Raw genomic sequence first — 18,607 nt, 5'->3', positions numbered from 1 at the left:
AGTGGTACATCAGGCAGACCGCATTCACCGACTTCACGACTGCTTCGCAGCCGAACGGGGATAAATCCCCTCGCCACAGAACCCCCTCACCACAGAGTGGGCGTTAGCGGACGTTCAGCGTGAAGCCCACCCGCGTCAGCCACTCCGCTTCGAGCGCGAAGTCAGCCTGGGTCAGCTGGTTTTCGTCCAGCCAGTTTTCCGGGAACAGCACATCCAGGCTGTGGCCGTTGGCCCGCAGCACCACCTGAGGCATTTCCTGGGTGCCGCGGATGTGATGGAACAGGATCGCAAAGCGCAGCAGCACGCACAGGCGAATCAGCTTGATGCCGTCGTCGCCGAAATCGGCAAACCGGTCCTTGGGAATATTGCGCCGGTGACCACGCACCAGTAGCGCGAGCATCAGCTGGTCTTCGCGGGAGAATCCGGCAAGGTCCGAATGCTCGATCAGGTACGAACCGTGTTTGTGATACTGATAGTGAGCGATGTCCAGGCCTACCTCATGGACCTTGGCGGCCCAACCCAGCAACTCGCGCCAGACGCCGTCATCCAGCTCCCAGTCCTCGGCCACCTGATCGAACGCATGCAGCGCCTTGCGCTCGACCCGCGCCGCTTGTTCCAGATCGACGTGATAGCGCTCCATCAGCGAGCTGAGCGTGCGCTCACGGACGTCTTCGTGATGATGACGGCCCAGCAGGTCATAGAGCACGCCTTCACGCAGGGCGCCTTCACAGTGGTCCATGCGCTGGAGTTCGAGGGCATCGAAGATCGCTTCGAGGATTGCCAGGCCGGCCGGGAAAATCGCCCGGCGGTCAGGCTTGATGCCTTCGAAGTCGATTTTCTCGACGTCGCCGAGTTTGATCAGCTTGCGCTTGAGCCAGGCCAGGCCTGGGGCGTTGACCTCGCCCGAGCCATGACCGCCGGCCTTCAGGGCCAGGCCAATGGCGCGGATGGTACCCGAGGAGCCGATGGCTTCATCCCAGGTCAGGCGGTGCAGGGCGTGTTCGATGCTCATGATCTCCAGCCGCGCCGCCGTATACGCCTGGGCGTAGCGGGCCGGGGTGATCTTGCCGTCCTTGAAATAGCGCTGGGTGTAGCTGACGCAGCCCATTTGCAGGCTTTCGCGCAGCAGCGGTTCAAAGCGCTGGCCGATGATGAATTCGGTACTGCCGCCGCCGATGTCGGCCACCAGGCGCTTGCCCGGGGTGTCGGCGAGGGTGTGGGACACGCCGAGGTAGATCAGGCGCGCTTCTTCACGACCGGAGATGACTTCCACCGGGTGGCCGAGAATTTCTTCGGCGCGGCGGATGAATTCGTTGCGGTTGCGGGCTTCACGCAGGGCGTTGGTGCCGACGATCCGCACGGCGCCCGGGGGCATACCGTTGATCAGTTGGGCAAAGCGCTTAAGGCAATCGAGCCCGCGCTGCATGGATTCTTCGCTGAGCTTGCGCTCATCGTCGATGCCGGCGGCCAGCTGAACCTTCTCCCCGAGACGCTCGAGAATACGGATTTCGCCGTTCTGGGCCTTGGCCACGACCATGTGAAAGCTGTTGGAGCCCAGGTCGATTGCGGCGATCAGGGACAGATTCTTGGCTTGGGATTGCGGCATGGTCAGGGGGTCTCGGTCGATAACCCTGACATCGTGCCACGATCAAACGCTGACGCCAACGCGCAGTGTTCAAACCCTTGATCCTGCGCAGTAATGCCAGTGACCGCTGCGCGGTCAATCGCGGGCAAGCCCGCTCCCACAGGTTTTGCGTCGAACGCACCATCCTGTTTCAACATAGAACCCTGTGGGAGCGGGCTTGCCCGCGATGAGGCCATCACAGGCCCTCAAGAACCTTCAGGCTGTCGCTTCCACCGTACCGATGAAGTTCGCCAACTCCGCCGTCTGGGGATTTGCGAACAAAACCTTCGGATCCCCCACCTCATGCACCTTGCCCAGATGCATGAACACCAACTTATCCCCTACCTCCCGGGCAAAACGCATCTCATGGGTCACCATGATCAGTGTCATACCCTCTTTGGCCAGTTGCCGAACCACGCTCAGCACTTCATTGACCAACTCCGGGTCCAGCGCCGAGGTGATCTCGTCGCACAGCAACACCTTGGGTGACATCGCCAGCGCCCGGGCAATCGCTACCCGCTGTTGCTGCCCGCCGGACAATCGATCCGGGAAAGCATCAAACTTCTCCCCCAGCCCGACCCGTTCCAGCATCTCCCGCGCCAGCTCCGCCGCTCTGGCCTTGGGCACTTTCTGCACCACCTGCGGCGCGAGCATCACGTTTTCGCCCACGGTCAGGTGCGGGAACAGGTTGAACTGCTGGAACACCATCCCGACCTTCTGCCGCAGGCTGCGCAAATCGGCACGGGCGGCGTCGAGGTATTCGCCATCGACCTCGATCACCCCGTCGTTGATCGACTCCAGACCGTTCAGCGTGCGCAACAACGTCGATTTGCCCGAGCCGCTGCGGCCGATGATCGCCACCACCTGGCCTTCCTCGACGCTCAGGTCGATGCCTTTGAGCACATGGTGGTCGCCGTAATATTTATGCAGGGCGGAAATTCTAAGCAGAGGCATGCAGTCTCCTTTCCAGATAGCGCGCACTGAGGGACAAGGGGTAGCAGAGCAGGAAGTAACCGAGGGCCACGAGGCCGTAGACCATGAACGGTTCGAAGGTCGCGTTGGCGAGCATGCCGCCGGTCTTGGTCAGTTCGGTGAAGCCTATGATCGAGGTGACGGCGGTGCCTTTGACCACTTGCACCGAGAACCCCACGGTCGGTGCCACCGCAATACGCAGCGCTTGCGGCAGGATCACGTAGCGCAGTTGCTCCAGCGGGTTGAGTGCCAGGCTCGACGAGGCCTCCCACTGGCCGTGGGGGATCGACTCGACGCAACCGCGCCAGATCTCCGCCAGGTAAGCGCTGGTGAACAGCGTCAAGGCAATCGCCGCCGCCATCCACGGCGAAATCTCCACGCCGGCCAGCGCCACGCCGAAGAACACCAGAAACAGCTGCATCAGCAGTGGCGTGCCCTGGAACAGCTCGATGTAGGTGCGGGCGAAACTGCGCGGCAGGGATTTTTTCGAAATGCGCATGACCATGATCAGCAAGCCGATCAACCCGCCGCCGATAAACGCCACCAGCGACAGCGCCAGCGTCCATTGCAGGCCTGTGAGCAGGTTGCGCACGACGTCCCAGAAGGTGAAATCGCTCATTGGCTGCTCCTTGCAATGAATCGGCGACCGATCCAGTTCAGCAGCTGCCGGATCAGCAGCGCCATGCACAGATAGAGCAACGTGGTCAGGGCGTAGGTTTCAAAGGCGCGGAAGTTGCGCGACTGAATGAAGTTGGCGGCAAAACTCAGCTCTTCGGTGGCGATCTGCGAACAGACCGCCGAGCCGAGCATGACGATGATGATCTGGCTGCTCAGCGCCGGCCACACTTTGCCCAGCGCCGGCAGCAGGATTACGTGACGGAAGGCTTCGAACCGGGTCATCGCCAACGCAGCCGCGGCTTCCAGTTGGCCGCGAGGAATCGCTTGAATGCCGGCGCGAATGATTTCCGTGGAATAAGCCCCGAGGTTGATCACCATCGCCAGCACCGCGGCCTGCCATTCGGAAATCTGCACACCCAGCGATGGCAAACCGAAGAAGATGAAAAACAGCTGCACCAGAAACGGTGTGTTGCGGATCAACTCGACGTAGACACCGAAAATCGCCGAGAACGGGCGGATGTTCCACGCCCGCACCAGCGCCCCGACGATACCCAGGCCCACGCCGAGTACCGCGCCGATGGCCGTCAGCTCAAGGGTGAACAGCGCACCGCGCAACAGCAGGTCGGTGTTTTGCACCACCGGTATGAAGTCGAACTGATAAGCCATATCAAGTCTCCCGGGCGACGATCAGAGATCGGCCGGCAGCGGCTCTTTGAGCCAGGTCTGTGAATTCTTTTCCAGCGCGCCGTCGGTCTTGGCGGTGGCGAGGATCTGGTTGACCTTGCCCAGCAAGGCCGGCTCGTTCTTGTTTACGCCAACGTAGACCGGTGAGTCCTTGAGCTTCACTTTCAATGCCGGCACGCGTTTCGGGTTTTTCTCGCTGATCGCCACCATCACTACGTTGCCGCTGGCGATCAGGTCGACTTGCCCTGCGAGGTAAGCGGCGATGGTCGAGTTGTTGTCCTCGAAACGCTTGATGGTCACGCCTTCGGGGGCAACCTTGGTCAGCTCGATGTCTTCAATGGCGCCACGGGTGACGCTGATGGTTTTGCCCTTGAGGTCGTCCAGGCCTTTGATATCGGCATCAGGCGGACCGAACACTGCCAGGTAGAACGGCGCGTAGGCGCTGGAGAAGTCGATGACTTTCTCGCGTTCGGGGTTCTTGCCGAGGCTGGAAATCACCAGATCCACTTTGCCGGTGGTGAGGAAAGGGATGCGGTTGGTGCTGTTGACCGGCGTCAGTTCAAGTTTGACCTTGAGCTGGTCGGCCAGCAGTTTCGCGGTGTCGATATCGAGGCCGCGGGGTTTCATGTCCGGGCCGACCGAGCCGAACGGCGGGAAGTCCTGAGGCACGGCCACCTTGAGGGTGCCGCGTTTGACCACGTCTTCCAGGCCGTCGGCGTGGGCGGGAGCCTGACTCAGCAGCAGGCTGGCAAACAGGGAAGCGAGGAGGGCGCTGTAACGCAGGGTCATGGCAAAACTCCGGATCGGCGAGGAATGATTTCTGCGGATCGACAGAGCACGGGGCATGCCAACATCAGGGTTTAACGGTCCGAAGCCACGGTTTTACTGGCGTTGCTCGGTCTTACTGGTCTGAACAGTCGGGCGGCGTTTCGCACTTTGATAGCGCATCTTGGGTCATCGCCGAACCCTGGTGGGGCACGACTTGCCGGGCGCCGCGAATAGCTTTAAAACTAGCCGCTCATTCGCCTGGTTCGTCTGAAAAACCATGAATTCGATCTCCCGAGCGGTACCGGAAGTGGCGCTGCAAGCCATCCGTCAATTGATCAACGAGCAAGGCTTCGGGCCGGGGGATGCCTTGCCTTCGCAACGGGATCTGGCGGTTCAACTGGGGGTCAGTCGCGCGTCGTTGCGGGAGGCGTTGTCGTCATTGAGTGCGTTGGGTGTGATCAGCATTCAGCCGGGCAAGGGCGTATTCGTGCAGGCCCCCGTGGACCTGCCTCGATCCGATGCCGCGCCGGGCTGGCCATTCGCAACCCAGGCGTCGCCGCTGGATATCTTCCAGTTGCGCTACGCCCTTGAAGGTTTTGCCGCCGGGCTGGCTACCGTGACGTTGAGCACCGATGAGCTCGATGCCTTGGAGGACAACGTCGCCGCGATGCGCAATGAATTGAAGGCGGGTGATTTCGAGGCGGCGGCGCGGCTGGACTTCGAATTTCACCGATGCATCCTGCGGGCCAGCGGCAATCAGGCGATGCTGAGCATCTTGAGCGCCAGTGCCGACCTCTTTCTGGAGAGCCAGAAGCTACCGTTCATCCGGGTAGAGCGGGCCATGGAAACCTGGCAGGAGCACCGCAAAATCCTCCGCGCGCTGGCTCGGCGCTCGTCTGCGGCGGCGCAGAAGGCCATGCACGAGCATGTGCGCAACGCCGCCCTGCGCACCGGGATTGCCTTCGTCGCTCCCGCCACGTCCTGACTTGAGCTATACCCAAACTCATGCACCACCATAGCGAGACTCAATCATCTGCACCTTCCTGAACGAGGGAAGGGCGGCTATGATGGGCCACGTTTTTTTGCTTACAACCTGGAGACTTCCATGAGCAGCGATCTTATCAAACACGTTAGCGACGCTAGCTTCGAGGCCGACGTACTCAAGGCCGAAGGCGCTGTACTGGTCGACTACTGGGCTGAATGGTGCGGCCCTTGCAAAATGATCGCTCCTGTTCTGGACGAGATTGCTGAAACCTACAAAGGCAAGCTGACCGTTGCCAAACTGAACATCGACGAAAACCAGGAAACCCCGGCCAAGCATGGCGTGCGTGGTATCCCGACCCTGATGCTGTTCAAGAACGGCAACGTTGAAGCGACCAAGGTCGGCGCACTGTCGAAGTCGCAACTGGCTGCTTTCCTCGACGCCAACATCTAAGCGTCGCTGTAAAGTGTCCGAAAAAAGGCCCCGCATATTGCGGGGCTTTTTCGTTATTGAGGGCTAGACGCTCCGAAACTCAGGTGGTACATTCGGCCCCGCACTGGTTTCTCCATTGCCCCCTGCTAGCCGTCGCCGACGCACTCCTTTTCGAATAAGTACGCGATCCTGTCGCCTTCTCTGCGGCGCGGCCTCATTAAGCCAAAAGCTTAATTTCCCCCCCTCCATAAATGATTACGTCATTCCTATATGAATCTGACTGAACTCAAGCAAAAGCCGATTACCGAACTGCTCGAATTGGCCGAACAGATGGGCATAGAAAATATGGCCCGTTCGCGCAAGCAGGACGTGATTTTCTCCCTGCTCAAGAAGCACGCGAAAAGCGGCGAGGAAATCTCCGGTGATGGCGTGCTGGAGATTCTCCAGGACGGCTTCGGCTTCCTGCGCTCCGCTGACGCTTCCTATCTCGCCGGCCCGGACGATATCTACGTCTCGCCGAGCCAGATCCGCCGTTTCAACTTGCGCACCGGTGACACCATCGTTGGCAAGATCCGCCCTCCGAAGGAAGGCGAGCGTTATTTCGCGCTGCTCAAGGTCGACACGATCAACTACGATCGTCCCGAGAACGCGAAAAACAAGATTCTCTTCGAGAACCTGACCCCGCTGTTCCCGACGGTGCGCATGAAGATGGAAGCCGGCAACGGTTCCACCGAAGACTTGACCGGTCGTGTCATCGACCTGTGCGCCCCGATCGGCAAAGGCCAGCGCGGTCTGATCGTTGCACCGCCGAAAGCCGGTAAAACGATCATGCTGCAGAACATTGCAGCGAACATCGCACGTAACAATCCTGAAGTTCACCTGATCGTATTGCTGATCGACGAGCGCCCGGAAGAAGTGACCGAAATGCAGCGCACCGTGCGCGGCGAAGTGGTTGCCTCGACGTTCGACGAGCCGCCGACCCGCCACGTGCAGGTTGCCGAAATGGTGATCGAGAAGGCCAAGCGCCTGGTCGAACACAAGAAAGACGTGGTGATCCTGCTCGACTCCATCACCCGTCTGGCTCGCGCCTACAACACCGTGATCCCGAGCTCCGGCAAAGTGCTCACCGGTGGTGTCGATGCCCACGCCCTGGAGAAACCGAAACGTTTCTTCGGCGCCGCGCGGAACATCGAAGAAGGCGGTTCGCTGACCATCATCGCCACCGCGCTGGTTGAAACCGGCTCGAAGATGGACGAAGTGATCTACGAAGAATTCAAAGGCACGGGCAACATGGAACTGCCGCTGGATCGTCGTATCGCTGAAAAACGCGTCTTCCCGGCCATCAACATCAACCGTTCCGGCACCCGCCGCGAAGAGTTGCTGACGGCCGACGACGAGTTGCAGCGCATGTGGATCCTGCGCAAGCTGCTGCACCCGATGGACGAAATCGCCGCCATCGAGTTCCTGGTCGACAAGCTGAAAACGACCAAGACCAACGACGAGTTCTTCCTGTCGATGAAACGCAAGTAACACGCAGTCCGCTGCAAAAAAGGCGCCCCTAACCGGGCGCTTTTTTTTGTGCATGAGATTTGTGTCTTGATTGATAACTTTCATGGCGCCACGATGTCCCTTTCGGATCGTTTTTGTATCGGATACGACAAGGGACGTTATGCATACATTTGGCAGTCGCCGTGACATTGACGGATTGCGGGCTCTGGCCGTTATTCCGGTCGTACTCTTTCATTTTGGTTTCAACACGTTCAGCGGTGGTTTCGTCGGTGTCGATGTTTTCTTTGTCATTTCCGGATTCCTGATTACCAGCATCCTGTTTCGCGACATCAGTGCGCAGCGTTTCAGCTTCGTCGATTTCTGGGCGCGCCGTGCACGACGCATCATTCCGGCGCTGAGCGTGGTGCTGTTGGTCACGTTGGCACTGGGCTGGTTGCTGCTGACGGCCAAGGACTTCTCCGAGTTGGGAAGGACGGTTCGTTATCAGTCGCTGTTCATTTCAAACATTCTGTTCATGCATGAAGACGGCTATTTTCAGCCGGCGTCGGACTTGAAACCGTTACTTCATACCTGGTCCCTGGCCGTTGAAGAGCAGTACTACATCTTCTTTCCGCTGTTGATGGTGTTGTTGATGCGCCATGTTCGCCATTGGCGCTGGATGCTGTTTGCCGTGCTGCTGGTGTCTTTCGGGCTGAACATCGCTTACATCGATCGCAAACCCGACTTGGCGTTCTTCTCGCTGCCGACACGGGCCTGGGAGTTGTTGTGCGGCGCCATGCTGGCGGTCTTGCCAGCGCGCAAACACGCGGCTCGGCCTTGGCTCGCTCAGTCTGTTGGTGCGGCCGGATTGGTGGCTGTGCTGGTGGCGGTTTTCACCTTTGACCGAACCACGGTGTTCCCGGGTTGGGCGGCTTTGCTGCCGGTGCTCGGTGCCACTGCGCTGATCTGGTCGGGCGGGCAGGGTTCGACCTGGGCCGGCCAGCTGTTGAGTGCTCGCGGGTTCGTCTGGATCGGCTTGCTCTCCTATTCCTTCTATCTGTGGCATTGGCCGGTCTACGTCTATGCCAATGCCATTTCGATCGACGGCATTCAGCCCTGGGAAGCGGCTGGCTGGATATTGTTGGCGCTGGGCCTGGCGTGGTTGAGCTGGCGCTTCGTCGAGCTGCCGTTCCGTGAAAAACGCCTGCTGGCCGGTCGCAAGCCCGTGCTGGTTGGCGGCTTGATGGCGATGGCGGTCCTCGCGGTGACGGGTACCGTCGTACGTTCGCAGGACGGTTTCCCGCAACGCCTGACCGGCAAAGCGCTGGAATACGCGCAGGCTAGGGAATGGCGCGCCGGGCAGATGAAATGCATGCTGGTGACCAAGAACAAGAAGTTCGACAAGGCCTGTCTGCTCGGTGGCAACCAGGAGGTCCCGGCGACCCGAATGATTTGGGGCGACAGCCACGCCGCGGCCCTGATGCCCGCGATCGAAAATGGTGCCAAGCGTGAGGGGCGCCCGGTGTGGCTTTACAGCATGAGCGCCTGTCCGCCGATCCTCAGTGACGACCCGCGCCAGCGCTGCAAGGACTTCAACGAACAAACCATGGAGCAGGTGCGCCGCCTGCAGATCAAGGATGTGGTGCTGGCATCCAACTGGAGTCTTTACGTTTACGGGCGCGAGGACGGCGACAAAAAGGTCTTGCTCAACCCGCACGACAACACCGCCCAGGCCGAGGCGCGCATGTCAGCAGCGCTCAAGGCACGGGTGGCGGCGATCAGGGAGGCGGGCGCGCAAGTCTGGCTGTTCAAGGAAGTACCGCTGCAGCGCAAGGGCACCATCAGCCGATTGACCAGCCTCGCCCGGGTCGGGCGTTCGGCCGAGGGTCTGGGGCGTCCGCTCGAAGAGCACCTGGCTCGCCAGCATTTTCTCAGCAGCCTGTTTGACTCGATGAGCGCCGCCGACCCCGGCGTGCATGTCATCGATCCTGCGCCGCTGATGTGTGCGGACCGGGTCTGCAGCATCGAGGTCAATGGCCATTCGCAGTACAAGGACGAGGATCATCTATCGGACACCGGCAGTGCCCGGCTGAGTCCGTTGTTTGCTCCGGTGTTGCTGGGCGCAAATCACAATTGATCGCTGCTGCGCACTGACGGACTGCTGTTTGGCCGTCAGAGCAGGTAGGATGTACGCCTATTTTCGGGGTGGCATCTTCAATGAAATTCAAGGACCTTCGGGATTTCGTGCAGCAACTTGAGCAGCGCGGAGAGTTGAAACGCATCCAGATTCCCGTCTCTCCAGTGCTGGAGATGACGGAAGTCTGCGACCGCACGCTACGGGCCAAAGGCCCGGCGTTATTGTTCGAGAACCCCACCGGCTACGACATCCCGGTTCTGGGCAACCTGTTCGGCACCCCGGAGCGGGTGGCCATGGGCATGGGCGCCGAAGCGGTCAGCGAATTGCGCGAGATCGGCAAGCTGCTGGCGTTCCTCAAGGAACCCGAGCCACCGAAAGGGTTGAAGGACGCCTGGTCGAAGCTGCCGATCTTCCGCAAGATCATCGCCATGGCGCCCAAGGTCGTCAAAGACGCGGTCTGCCAGGAAGTGGTCATCGAGGGCGACGACGTCGACCTCGCGATGCTGCCGGTGCAGACCTGCTGGCCGGGCGACGTTGCCCCGCTGATCACCTGGGGCCTGACCGTTACCAAAGGTCCGAACAAGGACCGCCAGAACCTCGGCATCTACCGTCAGCAAGTGATCGGTCGCAACAAGGTCATCATGCGTTGGCTGAGCCACCGTGGCGGCGCGCTGGATTATCGCGAGTGGTGCGAGAAGCATCCGGGCCAGCCGTTCCCGGTGTCCGTGGCGCTCGGTGCCGACCCGGCGACCATTCTTGGCGCCGTGACGCCGGTGCCGGACAGCCTTTCCGAATACGCGTTCGCCGGCCTGCTGCGCGGTAACCGCACCGAACTGGTGAAGTGCCGCGGCAACGACCTGCAGGTGCCGGCCACCGCCGAAATCATCCTCGAAGGCGTGATCCACCCGGGCGAAATGGCGGACGAAGGTCCGTACGGCGACCACACCGGTTACTACAACGAAGTCGACAGCTTCCCGGTGTTTACCGTCGAGCGCATTACCCATCGGATCAAGCCGATCTACCACAGCACCTACACCGGCCGTCCGCCGGATGAGCCGGCGATCCTCGGCGTGGCGCTGAACGAAGTGTTCGTGCCGATCCTGCAGAAGCAGTTCCCGGAGATCACCGACTTCTACCTGCCTCCCGAGGGTTGCTCGTACCGCATGGCCATCGTGACCATGAAGAAGTCGTATCCCGGCCATGCCAAGCGGGTAATGCTCGGTGTCTGGTCGTTTTTGCGACAGTTCATGTACACCAAGTTCGTTATTGTCACGGACGACGATATCAACGCACGTGACTGGAACGACGTGATCTGGGCCATCACCACGCGCATGGACCCCAAGCGCGACACGGTGATGATCGACAACACGCCGATCGACTACCTCGACTTCGCTTCACCGGTCTCCGGCCTGGGTTCGAAAATGGGGCTCGATGCCACGCATAAATGGCCGGGCGAAACCACCCGCGAGTGGGGCCGGGTGATCGTCAAGGATGATGCCGTAACCCAGCGGATCGATGCCATCTGGAACCAGTTAGGAATAGATTGATGCGTGTAACCTTGCAGCCCTCCGGAGCAGTGCTTGAGATTCTGCCCGGCGAGCGGATTCTCGATGGCGCACGGCGTCTGGGTTATGAATGCCCGCAAAGCTGCCGCAACGGCAATTGCCACGTGTGCGCCGCGCTGCTGGTGGAAGGACGGGTCGAGCAGGCCGGCAATGTGCGCGACCACGGCGAGTTCTACACTTGCATAGCAGAGCCGCTGGAAGACTGCATCGTGCTGTGGGATGGCGTGCTCGCGCTGGGAGAATTGCCGGTGCGCAGCTTGTCATGTCAGGTCATTGAGTGCAGGGACGTCGGCGGCGATACCTGGCGCGTGCGTCTGCGAGCACCGGCGGGCAAGCCGCCGCGTTATCACGCCGGTCAGTATTTGCTGATCGAGCGGGAAAACGGCGAGAAATCCGCCTTCTCCCTGGCCTCGGCGCCCCACAGCGGCCGCGATCTGGAAATCCACGTGCTGGCGCGCGAAAGCAGTGCGTTGGGCCTGATTGAGCAACTTCAGCGCAATTCCATGGTGCGGATCGAGATGCCGTTCGGTGATACCCACCTGGCGGAATTGCCGGACGGGCCGTTGGTGTTGATCGCTGCGGGCACCGGTATGGGCCAGATCCACAGCCTGATCGAACATTGCCGGGCCTCGGGCTTCAAACATCCGGTGCATCTGTATTGGGGCGTGCGCCGTCCTGAAGACTTTTATGAGATCGAACATTGGGATGAATGGCTGAAACTGCCCAATCTGTTCCTGCATAAAGTCGTCAGTGATCAATGTAACTGGCAGGGACGCTGCGGGATGCTGCATGAGGCGGTGTGTGAAGATTTCCCGGATCTGAAAGCGCTGCATGTCTACGCCAGCGGTTCTCCGGCGATGGTCTACGGCACGCTGGATGCCTTGGTCGAAGCCGGTATGGATGCTCATCAGATGCGCGCGGATGTGTTTGCGTACGCGCCGCGCTCTTGAGCCTCGATCTGGAATCACGCGCTCAATCGTTATAACTCCATATATAGCCGATCGGTATTTATAAAATAATATAAATACCGGTAGGTTATATGTCATTCAGGCAATTATCTAAAACTGTGCCATGGCACTTAAATTGCCTTAAAACATATGTGCCTTATTGTTACAGCGGTGCGTTCTATTAAGTAATTGATTACCCGCGGGGAGCTGAACGCTATTCGCCATGAGCGCCATTGAATCTGCTTTTTTGAATCTGCCTTACCCTCCGCGGCTCGATCTGGGGCCGCAGCTTACGCACGAGCAATTGCTCAGTTCGATGCAGTCGACCATGGCGCGTCACAAGGGTGGGCCGGTCTGGCTATTCGCTTATGGCTCGCTGATCTGGCGCCCTGAGTGCGCGGCGGTTGAACGCGTTCGCGGCCGGGTGCACGGCTATCATCGCGGTTTGTATCTGTGGTCCCACGAACATCGCGGCACGCCGGAAGTACCGGGGCTGGTGTTTGGCCTGGATCGCGGCGGTTCTTGCAGCGGCTTCGCTTACCGTTTGCCCGAAGAACAACTCGAAGCTTCGCTGTATGCCTTGTGGCAGCGCGAAATGCCATTTCCGTCTTATCGCCCACATTGGCTCAACTGCCGTCTCGAAGACGGAAGCCAGGTTCAGGCGTTGGGATTCGTGTTGGAGCGACACCTGCCCAGCTATGCCGGCAACTTGCCGGATCATGTGCTGAGCCATGTGTTCGAAAACGCTTGCGGGCGTTACGGCACCACTCGCGATTATGTCGAGCAGACCGCCAACGCCCTGCGTAGCCACGCCATGCCAGACCGGAATCTGGAGGCGCGGCTCAAGCGCTGCAAATCAAAAGCCGATCAGGCGATGGCTTCGCGGGTCTGACTGGCGACTTGCTTGTGCCACAAGGTTGGCGCAAGGAACGCCATCGCCAGCAGGCACGCACCGATCAGCAAGATGAAACCGCCGTCCCAGCCGAAATGGTCCACGGTGTAGCCCATGGCTGCACTGGCCGCGACCGAACCACCCAGGTATCCGAACAGGCCGGTGAAGCCCGCAGCCGTACCGGCGGCTTTCTTCGGTGCCAGTTCCAGCGCTTGCAAGCCGATCAGCATCACCGGACCGTAGATCAGGAAGCCAATCGAGATCAGCGCGATCATGTCGACCGTCGGGTTGCCGGCCGGGTTGAGCCAATAGACCAGCGTCGCCACGGTGACCAGCGCCATGAACACCATGCCGGTCAGGCCACGGTTGCCACGGAAAATCTTGTCCGACATCCAGCCGCACAACAGTGTCCCGGGAATACCTGCCCACTCGTAGAGGAAATAGGCCCACGAGGTTTTGTCCACGCTGAAGCCCTTGGCTTCCTTGAGGTAGGTCGGTGCCCAGTCCAGCACGCCGTAGCGCAGCAGGTAGACAAAGACGTTAGCCATGGCGATGTACCAGAGCATTTTGTTGCGCAGCACGTATTTGACGAAGATTTCCTTGGCGCTGAATTCTTCTTCGTGACTGGCGTCGTAGCCTTCCGGGTAGTCGTTCTTGTACTTCTCGATCGGCGGCAGGCCGACCGATTGCGGGGTGTCACGCATGGTGGCGAAAGCAAACACCGCGACGCCCATGGCCACTGCAGCCGGCACATAGAACGCTGCGTGCCAGTCATTGAACAGGCCCATACCCAGCAGGAACAGCGGGCCGATCAGGCCACCGCCCACGTTATGCGCCACGTTCCACAACGACACCACGCCACCGCGTTCCTTCTGCGACCACCAGTGCACCATGGTCCGTCCGCTCGGCGGCCAACCCATGCCCTGAGCCCAGCCATTGATAAACAGCAGGATGAACATGATGGTCACGCTGGACGTGGCCCAGGGCGCGAAGCCGAAAATGAACATCACGCCGGCCGACACCAGCAAGCCGAATGGCAGGAAGAAGCGCGGATTGGAACGGTCGGAGACAATGCCCATCAGGAACTTGGACAAGCCGTAAGCGATAGCAATGGCCGACAACGCCAGGCCCAGCTCACCGCGGGTATAACCCTCTTCGATCAGATAGGGCATGGCCAGCGAGAAGTTTTTGCGCAGCAGGTAGTAACCCGCGTAACCGATGAATATGCCGGCGAAGATTTGCCAGCGATGGCGTCGGTAGGCGCTGTCTATTTTTTCTTCAGGCAATGGAGCCTGATGTGCGGCAGGACGAAAGAAAGCAAACATTCAAGAGCTCCAGATTTCTTGTTTTGACTGCGGATGCGAATGTTACAGTTTCATTACCGAAAATAGCACCGGTTCGCATCGACCAAACAGCGGAAATGTTGGAGATCGCATGTTCTTTTACGAACATGTCGCTCAGGTATAAATGAAGGACGCTGTGGGAATTGTTACCTGACGATCCTTGATGACGCGGTTCTGTCCGAAGTAGGGCGGGGCTTTGGGAAATGTCCTTCGTTTGAATGGGAAGTCGCGGCGTTATGTAAAAAGTGATCGGGCTTTAACCTTTGTGCTGTTGCCAGGTCTGGCTTTTCAGTCGCGAAGGAGTGGGGTGTATGCGGTGGTTTGTGTTGGCGGTTTTGCTGGTTTCGTCCATCGAAGTCAGGGCTGGCGAGGTGTTTCTGATTCCGGAGAACAATCCCAAGCCGGTTTACCCGGTGGCACTTTATCGGGCCGGTATTACGGGTATGGTGCGTGTCAATTTCACCGCCCATGCCGACGGGTCGGTCAGTCATGTGGTGGCTTCAAAAGATGCGGATCCCGACTTTGTCGAAGCCTCCCGAATGGCGGTGAGCCAATGGCGATACAAACCCTGGGAAATTTCCCCTGAGCGGCCTGCAGAAATCCAGGTGGTCGCGCCAATGGTTTTCAGACTGGACGACAATCTGCCGATTCACGCCAACGAGGAGTTGAAGCAGTTGAGTTGTGGTGATGTCGCCAAAGGAGCGCTGCAGCTCGCAGATTTCTCGTGGGTGGACATGCCGGTGTTCAACTGGACCCGCAGCTATCTGACGCACTCCCTTTCGCCTACGCAGTTACCGGAGGCGGAACGTCTGGCGCTCATCGCCAAGCTCAACAAAAGCGTGCCTTCCATTGTGCAGCGTTGTAATACGCATCAGGCAACCCGGTACGTGCGTTTTCTACCGAAGGAAATTCAAGAGTTGCTTTAACTGAAAACCAGGAGCGCTGTCTGTTTTCCAGTCACATATCGAAAAAGGCCAGAACAACCTCATCAGTTGTTCTGGCCTTTTTTGTATCAGCGACGGCTCAGCGAACCTGAACCACGACTTTCCCGACCGCCTTGCGCTGGCCAAGATCATTGATTGCCTGCGCCGCGTTGCTCAGCGGATACACCTGCGACACCAGCGGCTTCAACTTGCCCTCGGCGAACCAGCCAAACAGCTGCTGGAAGTTCGCCGCATTGTCCTGCGGCTGGCGTTGAGCAAACGAACCCCAGAACACTCCGACCACTGCGGCGCCCTTGAGCAGTGCAAGGTTGACCGGAAATTCCGGAATACGTCCGCTGGCGAAGCCGACCACCAGTAACCGGCCGTTCCAGGCAATGGCGCGGATGGCCTGGTCGAACAGGTCGCCACCGACCGGGTCGTAGATCACGTCGGCGCCCTGGCCGTCGGTCAGGCGTTTGATTTCGTCCTTGAGGTTGGTTTCGCTGTAGTTGATCAGTTCATCGGCGCCGGCAGCCTTGGCCACGGCCAGTTTATCGGCGCTGCTGGCGGCGGCGATCACGCGGGCGCCCATGGCTTTGCCGATTTCCACGGCGGCCAGGCCGACACCGCCGGATGCGCCCAGCACCAGCAGGGTTTCACCCGGTTGCAGGTTGCCGCGTTGCTTGAGCGCGTGCATCGAGGTGCCGTAAGTCATGCTGAAAGCAGCGGCGGTGTTGAAGTCCATGGACGGCGGGATCGGCAGCACGTTGTAACCCGGAACGGCGACCTGTTCGGCGAAACTGCCCCAGCCGGTCAGGGCCATGACCCGGTCGCCGACTTTCAGGTGGCTGACTTTCTCGCCCACGGCACTGACCACGCCGGCCGCTTCGCCACCCGGGGAAAACGGGAAGGGTGGCTTGAACTGGTATTTGCCCTCGATGATCAGCGTGTCCGGGAAATTCACCCCGGCGGCGTGCACGTCCAGCAGGATTTCATTCTTCTTCGCGACAGGGCTGGCGACGTCTTCCAGCACCAGCGATTCGGCAGGGCCGAAGGCTTTGCACAGCACGGCTTTCATCAGGGCTATTCCTTTGGGAGTGATGGCCGATAAGTGTAGGTGTGTGAGTCGACGGGTCAACGAGCATGCCCCGCCCTGATAGTCAGCCATAAGCTTGTGCTTGCGCGGCGGGTCGTTATGCTAGGCCGCAAACCGGATAAGGAGCGAATTGTGAAAGCGTGGATCATGTTGTTGCTGGCCCTGTCTCTGCCTGTGGCAGCAGTGGCTGAAGAAGCCAAAGAAGGTGCAGCCCCGAAGGTTAACTACATCACCTTGAGCCCACCGTTCGTGGGTAACTATGGGCTGGACGGCACGCCGAAGCTCAAGGTTTACAAGGCTGATGTGGCGTTGCGGGTGACCGGCGACGAGGCGACCAAACTGGTGAAAGCCAACGAGCCGCTGATTCGCAATCAGTTGGTGGCGCTGTTTGCCCAGCAGACGACCGAGGCGATGAACAACGTCGAGGCCAAGGAAAAGCTGCGTCAGGAAGCGTTGAAGCAGACCCAGCAGATCATGAATGACGAAACGGGCAAGCCGGTGGTTGAGGATTTGTTGTTCAACAACCTGATCATCCAATAAGAAATTTGTTGTTCGGGCCGGCCTCTTCGCGAGCAAGCCCGCTCCCACATTTGATCGCAGTCTAATGTGGGAACGGGCTTGCTCGCGAAGGCATTCTTTCAGGCAATAAATCAATCAAGGTCTTAAAGCAATTACCGCCGCCCATTGCTCCGCCGTTACCGGCATCACCGACAGCCGCGAGCCTTTCTGCACCAGCGGCATCTCTGCCAGCGCTGTCTGCTGCTTCAAATAATCCAGCTTCAACACCCTGGAAAACGTCTCGACATGCGCGACATCAATCGCGCTCCAGGCGTTTTTCTCGGCGGTGGCCTTCGGATCGTAATAATGACTCTCCGGCTCCAGCGCGGTCGGGTCCGGATAGGCCGCTTCGATAATCTTTCCGATCCCGGCAATCCCGGGTTCAGGGCAGCTGGAGTGATAGAAGAAGAACTCGTCGCCGACGGCCATAGCCCTTAGAAAATTCCGCGCCTGGTAGTTGCGAACCCCGTCCCAGCGCGCTTTGCCAAGCTTCTCCAGACCTTTGATCGAGAGTTCGTCGGGCTCGGATTTCATCAGCCAATAGGCCATGGTTTTTGCTCCTTGCGAATCAGGTGGGCAAGTTGTCCGGCAATTTTATGACAAACCGACAGTCGGTTGACGCCAGCGTTTGCGTGTCGGTTCACGTTGTCGCAAAATGCCGGCCTTCTAAGCTTGACGCTGCTGCACGGCCTACACCTACAACGGAAACCGCTGCTGTCATCGTGTTGATGTGCCTTTGGGGGGCAATCGATGAAACGCAAACCGGATTTACTATGGATATTGGTTATTTTGTTCGGCCTTGGCGTCGTGACCACTGGCTATGCCCAAAGCCTGTGGAACAACAAGACCGATGCGCCGGTTGAAATCGCGCAGCAACAACAGCCGTCAGCCTTCAAGCGCTGAACCTGCTTTTCGACGCCGCTGATTCCAGTGGCGTCTAGCCTGCGTAATACCAGGCCTTGTCCGTCACCGTTCCTTGCAGCGGCACATCCCAGCTCGCTTGAGCCAATCGTTCGACCTTCTGACATTCATGGGCCAGCCCCAACAGCGTCGGCTTGCGCCAGTTTTTCCGTCGCGCCAGGTACGCCAGGCTGCGGTCGTAGAAACCACCGCCCATGCCGAGTCGGCCGCCGACGTCGTCGAAGCCCACCAACGGCAACAGCACCAGGTCGAGCGCCCAGACTTTGCGTTGCCGGGCGAGGTTGTGCCGGGGTTCGAGAATACGAAAACGGTTGGGCTTGAGTTTTTCGCCAGGACGAATCCGCTGGAACACCATTTTGGTTCGCGGCCAGGCGCTGAGCACCGGCAAATAAGTCGCCTTGCCTCGACGTTGCGCGGCACGCAGCAACAGACGCGGGTCGATTTCACCGTCGGTGGGCAGGTACAGGGAGATATGTTTGGCACGGCGGAACAACGGCTGCTGGGCCAGTTGCTTGTACAGCCCGCGAGCGGCCTGGCGTTGCTGACTGGGTGTCAGTGCGCGGCGGGCCTTGCGCAGCATGCGTCGAAGTTGCGGGCGGGGCAGCAGCGCAGGTTCGGTCATGGATTCGGGCTTCAGAAGGGTCGGGTACACAAAGC

At 59.6% G+C, this 18,607-nt stretch carries 19 protein-coding genes; 10 read left to right on the top strand and 9 right to left on the bottom strand.

Features of this window, described 5'->3' with window-relative positions; genetic code table 11:
* Positions 1 to 103 precede the first annotated feature (103 nt).
* The 5 genes from ppx to J2Y86_RS16745 form a co-directional block, all read right to left on the bottom strand.
* Positions 104 to 1,606, bottom strand: coding sequence for an exopolyphosphatase (gene ppx / locus J2Y86_RS16765; RefSeq protein ID WP_253433587.1), 1,503 nt, complete (start codon positions 1,604 to 1,606; stop codon positions 104 to 106).
* A 234-nt stretch (positions 1,607 to 1,840) separates the two neighbouring features.
* Positions 1,841 to 2,578, bottom strand: a complete 738-nt coding sequence (locus J2Y86_RS16760; protein WP_253433583.1) for an amino acid ABC transporter ATP-binding protein — start codon at positions 2,576 to 2,578, stop codon at positions 1,841 to 1,843.
* Positions 2,565 to 3,215 (bottom strand): amino acid ABC transporter permease, encoded by a 651-nt coding sequence (locus tag J2Y86_RS16755; RefSeq protein WP_253433579.1) that lies wholly within the window; start codon positions 3,213 to 3,215, stop codon positions 2,565 to 2,567. The genes J2Y86_RS16760 and J2Y86_RS16755 overlap by 14 nt, the downstream gene beginning before the upstream one ends.
* Positions 3,212 to 3,880 carry an amino acid ABC transporter permease gene (locus tag J2Y86_RS16750; protein WP_253433576.1) on the bottom strand — a complete coding sequence of 223 codons (669 nt, stop codon included), beginning with the start codon at positions 3,878 to 3,880 and terminating at the stop codon, positions 3,212 to 3,214. Before J2Y86_RS16750 ends, J2Y86_RS16755 begins: the two co-directional genes overlap by 4 nt.
* A gap of 21 nt (positions 3,881 to 3,901) precedes the next feature.
* A complete protein-coding gene (locus tag J2Y86_RS16745) occupies positions 3,902 to 4,687 on the bottom strand; it encodes a transporter substrate-binding domain-containing protein (protein ID WP_253433572.1) in 786 nt (261 codons plus the stop codon).
* Between the two features lie 256 nt (positions 4,688 to 4,943).
* On the opposite strand from J2Y86_RS16745, the gene J2Y86_RS16740 reads away from it, so the two are divergent.
* The 7 genes from J2Y86_RS16740 to J2Y86_RS16710 all read left to right on the top strand — a co-directional run bounded on the left by J2Y86_RS16740 (position 4,944) and on the right by J2Y86_RS16710 (position 13,109).
* Positions 4,944 to 5,651: a FadR/GntR family transcriptional regulator gene (locus J2Y86_RS16740; protein ID WP_253433569.1), complete on the top strand. Its 708-nt coding sequence runs from the start codon at positions 4,944 to 4,946 to the stop codon at positions 5,649 to 5,651.
* 120 nt (positions 5,652 to 5,771) lie between these two features.
* On the top strand, positions 5,772 to 6,101 hold the full coding sequence (trxA, locus tag J2Y86_RS16735; RefSeq protein ID WP_003206727.1) for a thioredoxin TrxA: 330 nt from the start codon (positions 5,772 to 5,774) through the stop codon (positions 6,099 to 6,101).
* A gap of 249 nt (positions 6,102 to 6,350) precedes the next feature.
* Positions 6,351 to 7,610 (top strand): transcription termination factor Rho, encoded by a 1,260-nt coding sequence (gene rho, locus J2Y86_RS16730; RefSeq protein ID WP_007942421.1) that lies wholly within the window; start codon positions 6,351 to 6,353, stop codon positions 7,608 to 7,610.
* 139 nt (positions 7,611 to 7,749) lie between these two features.
* Positions 7,750 to 9,705 carry an acyltransferase family protein gene (locus J2Y86_RS16725; RefSeq protein WP_253433566.1) on the top strand — a complete coding sequence of 652 codons (1,956 nt, stop codon included), beginning with the start codon at positions 7,750 to 7,752 and terminating at the stop codon, positions 9,703 to 9,705.
* 80 nt (positions 9,706 to 9,785) lie between these two features.
* Positions 9,786 to 11,252, top strand: a complete 1,467-nt coding sequence (gene ubiD, locus J2Y86_RS16720; protein ID WP_084320292.1) for a 4-hydroxy-3-polyprenylbenzoate decarboxylase — start codon at positions 9,786 to 9,788, stop codon at positions 11,250 to 11,252.
* Complete coding sequence (locus J2Y86_RS16715; protein ID WP_253433564.1) at positions 11,252 to 12,220, top strand: CDP-6-deoxy-delta-3,4-glucoseen reductase; 969 nt, start codon at positions 11,252 to 11,254, stop codon at positions 12,218 to 12,220. Before ubiD ends, J2Y86_RS16715 begins: the two co-directional genes overlap by 1 nt.
* Before the next feature lie 220 nt (positions 12,221 to 12,440).
* Positions 12,441 to 13,109, top strand: coding sequence for a gamma-glutamylcyclotransferase (locus J2Y86_RS16710; RefSeq protein ID WP_253433561.1), 669 nt, complete (start codon positions 12,441 to 12,443; stop codon positions 13,107 to 13,109).
* On the opposite strand, the gene glpT is transcribed toward J2Y86_RS16710, so the two are convergent.
* Positions 13,085 to 14,434, bottom strand: coding sequence for a glycerol-3-phosphate transporter (glpT, locus tag J2Y86_RS16705; protein ID WP_253433558.1), 1,350 nt, complete (start codon positions 14,432 to 14,434; stop codon positions 13,085 to 13,087). The two genes, J2Y86_RS16710 and glpT, sit on opposite strands and share 25 nt — an antisense overlap.
* Before the next feature lie 329 nt (positions 14,435 to 14,763).
* On the opposite strand from glpT, the gene J2Y86_RS16700 reads away from it, so the two are divergent.
* A complete protein-coding gene (locus tag J2Y86_RS16700; RefSeq protein WP_253433555.1) occupies positions 14,764 to 15,378 on the top strand; it encodes a TonB family protein in 615 nt (204 codons plus the stop codon).
* A gap of 97 nt (positions 15,379 to 15,475) precedes the next feature.
* Here J2Y86_RS16700 and J2Y86_RS16695 read toward each other — a convergent pair whose 3' ends face one another.
* Entirely contained in the window at positions 15,476 to 16,453 is a 978-nt protein-coding gene (locus tag J2Y86_RS16695; protein WP_253433552.1) for an NADPH:quinone oxidoreductase family protein, read from the bottom strand.
* A 150-nt stretch (positions 16,454 to 16,603) separates the two neighbouring features.
* Here J2Y86_RS16695 and J2Y86_RS16690 point away from each other — a divergent pair, with 150 nt between their 5' ends.
* Complete coding sequence (locus tag J2Y86_RS16690; RefSeq protein WP_253433549.1) at positions 16,604 to 17,011, top strand: flagellar basal body-associated protein FliL; 408 nt, start codon at positions 16,604 to 16,606, stop codon at positions 17,009 to 17,011.
* 114 nt (positions 17,012 to 17,125) lie between these two features.
* Here the strand turns inward: J2Y86_RS16690 and J2Y86_RS16685 are convergent, their stop codons facing one another.
* Positions 17,126 to 17,578: an EVE domain-containing protein gene (locus J2Y86_RS16685; protein WP_253433546.1), complete on the bottom strand. Its 453-nt coding sequence runs from the start codon at positions 17,576 to 17,578 to the stop codon at positions 17,126 to 17,128.
* Between the two features lie 201 nt (positions 17,579 to 17,779).
* Between J2Y86_RS16685 and J2Y86_RS16680 the strand changes: the two genes are divergently transcribed.
* Positions 17,780 to 17,932, top strand: coding sequence for a hypothetical protein (locus tag J2Y86_RS16680; protein WP_017341390.1), 153 nt, complete (start codon positions 17,780 to 17,782; stop codon positions 17,930 to 17,932).
* 34 nt (positions 17,933 to 17,966) lie between these two features.
* Here J2Y86_RS16680 and J2Y86_RS16675 read toward each other — a convergent pair whose 3' ends face one another.
* Positions 17,967 to 18,572: a 5-formyltetrahydrofolate cyclo-ligase gene (locus tag J2Y86_RS16675; RefSeq protein WP_253433541.1), complete on the bottom strand. Its 606-nt coding sequence runs from the start codon at positions 18,570 to 18,572 to the stop codon at positions 17,967 to 17,969.
* Positions 18,573 to 18,607 lie beyond the last annotated feature (35 nt).

Origin of the sequence: Pseudomonas migulae (genome assembly GCF_024169315.1) — a bacterium.
GTDB lineage: Bacteria > Pseudomonadota > Gammaproteobacteria > Pseudomonadales > Pseudomonadaceae > Aquipseudomonas > Aquipseudomonas migulae_B.
This window is presented reverse-complemented; position numbering and strand designations above follow the sequence as displayed.

Bases quoted from the DNA above. Each gene is read 5' to 3' on its own strand.
- glpT (WP_253433558.1), bottom strand. From the start codon at position 14,434: ATGTTTGCTTTCTTTCGTCCTGCCGCACATCAGGCTCCATTGCCTGAA.
- J2Y86_RS16680 (WP_017341390.1), top strand. From the start codon at position 17,780: ATGAAACGCAAACCGGATTTACTATGGATATTGGTTATTTTGTTCGGC.
- ubiD (WP_084320292.1), top strand. From the start codon at position 9,786: ATGAAATTCAAGGACCTTCGGGATTTCGTGCAGCAACTTGAGCAGCGC.
- J2Y86_RS16740 (WP_253433569.1), top strand. From the start codon at position 4,944: ATGAATTCGATCTCCCGAGCGGTACCGGAAGTGGCGCTGCAAGCCATC.
- J2Y86_RS16760 (WP_253433583.1), bottom strand. From the start codon at position 2,578: ATGCCTCTGCTTAGAATTTCCGCCCTGCATAAATATTACGGCGACCAC.
- J2Y86_RS16700 (WP_253433555.1), top strand. From the start codon at position 14,764: ATGCGGTGGTTTGTGTTGGCGGTTTTGCTGGTTTCGTCCATCGAAGTC.
- J2Y86_RS16710 (WP_253433561.1), top strand. From the start codon at position 12,441: ATGAGCGCCATTGAATCTGCTTTTTTGAATCTGCCTTACCCTCCGCGG.
- J2Y86_RS16675 (WP_253433541.1), bottom strand. From the start codon at position 18,572: ATGACCGAACCTGCGCTGCTGCCCCGCCCGCAACTTCGACGCATGCTG.
- J2Y86_RS16695 (WP_253433552.1), bottom strand. From the start codon at position 16,453: ATGAAAGCCGTGCTGTGCAAAGCCTTCGGCCCTGCCGAATCGCTGGTG.
- rho (WP_007942421.1), top strand. From the start codon at position 6,351: ATGAATCTGACTGAACTCAAGCAAAAGCCGATTACCGAACTGCTCGAA.
- trxA (WP_003206727.1), top strand. From the start codon at position 5,772: ATGAGCAGCGATCTTATCAAACACGTTAGCGACGCTAGCTTCGAGGCC.
- J2Y86_RS16685 (WP_253433546.1), bottom strand. From the start codon at position 17,578: ATGGCCTATTGGCTGATGAAATCCGAGCCCGACGAACTCTCGATCAAA.
- J2Y86_RS16715 (WP_253433564.1), top strand. From the start codon at position 11,252: ATGCGTGTAACCTTGCAGCCCTCCGGAGCAGTGCTTGAGATTCTGCCC.
- J2Y86_RS16750 (WP_253433576.1), bottom strand. From the start codon at position 3,880: ATGGCTTATCAGTTCGACTTCATACCGGTGGTGCAAAACACCGACCTG.
- J2Y86_RS16755 (WP_253433579.1), bottom strand. From the start codon at position 3,215: ATGAGCGATTTCACCTTCTGGGACGTCGTGCGCAACCTGCTCACAGGC.
- J2Y86_RS16725 (WP_253433566.1), top strand. From the start codon at position 7,750: ATGCATACATTTGGCAGTCGCCGTGACATTGACGGATTGCGGGCTCTG.
- ppx (WP_253433587.1), bottom strand. From the start codon at position 1,606: ATGCCGCAATCCCAAGCCAAGAATCTGTCCCTGATCGCCGCAATCGAC.
- J2Y86_RS16745 (WP_253433572.1), bottom strand. From the start codon at position 4,687: ATGACCCTGCGTTACAGCGCCCTCCTCGCTTCCCTGTTTGCCAGCCTG.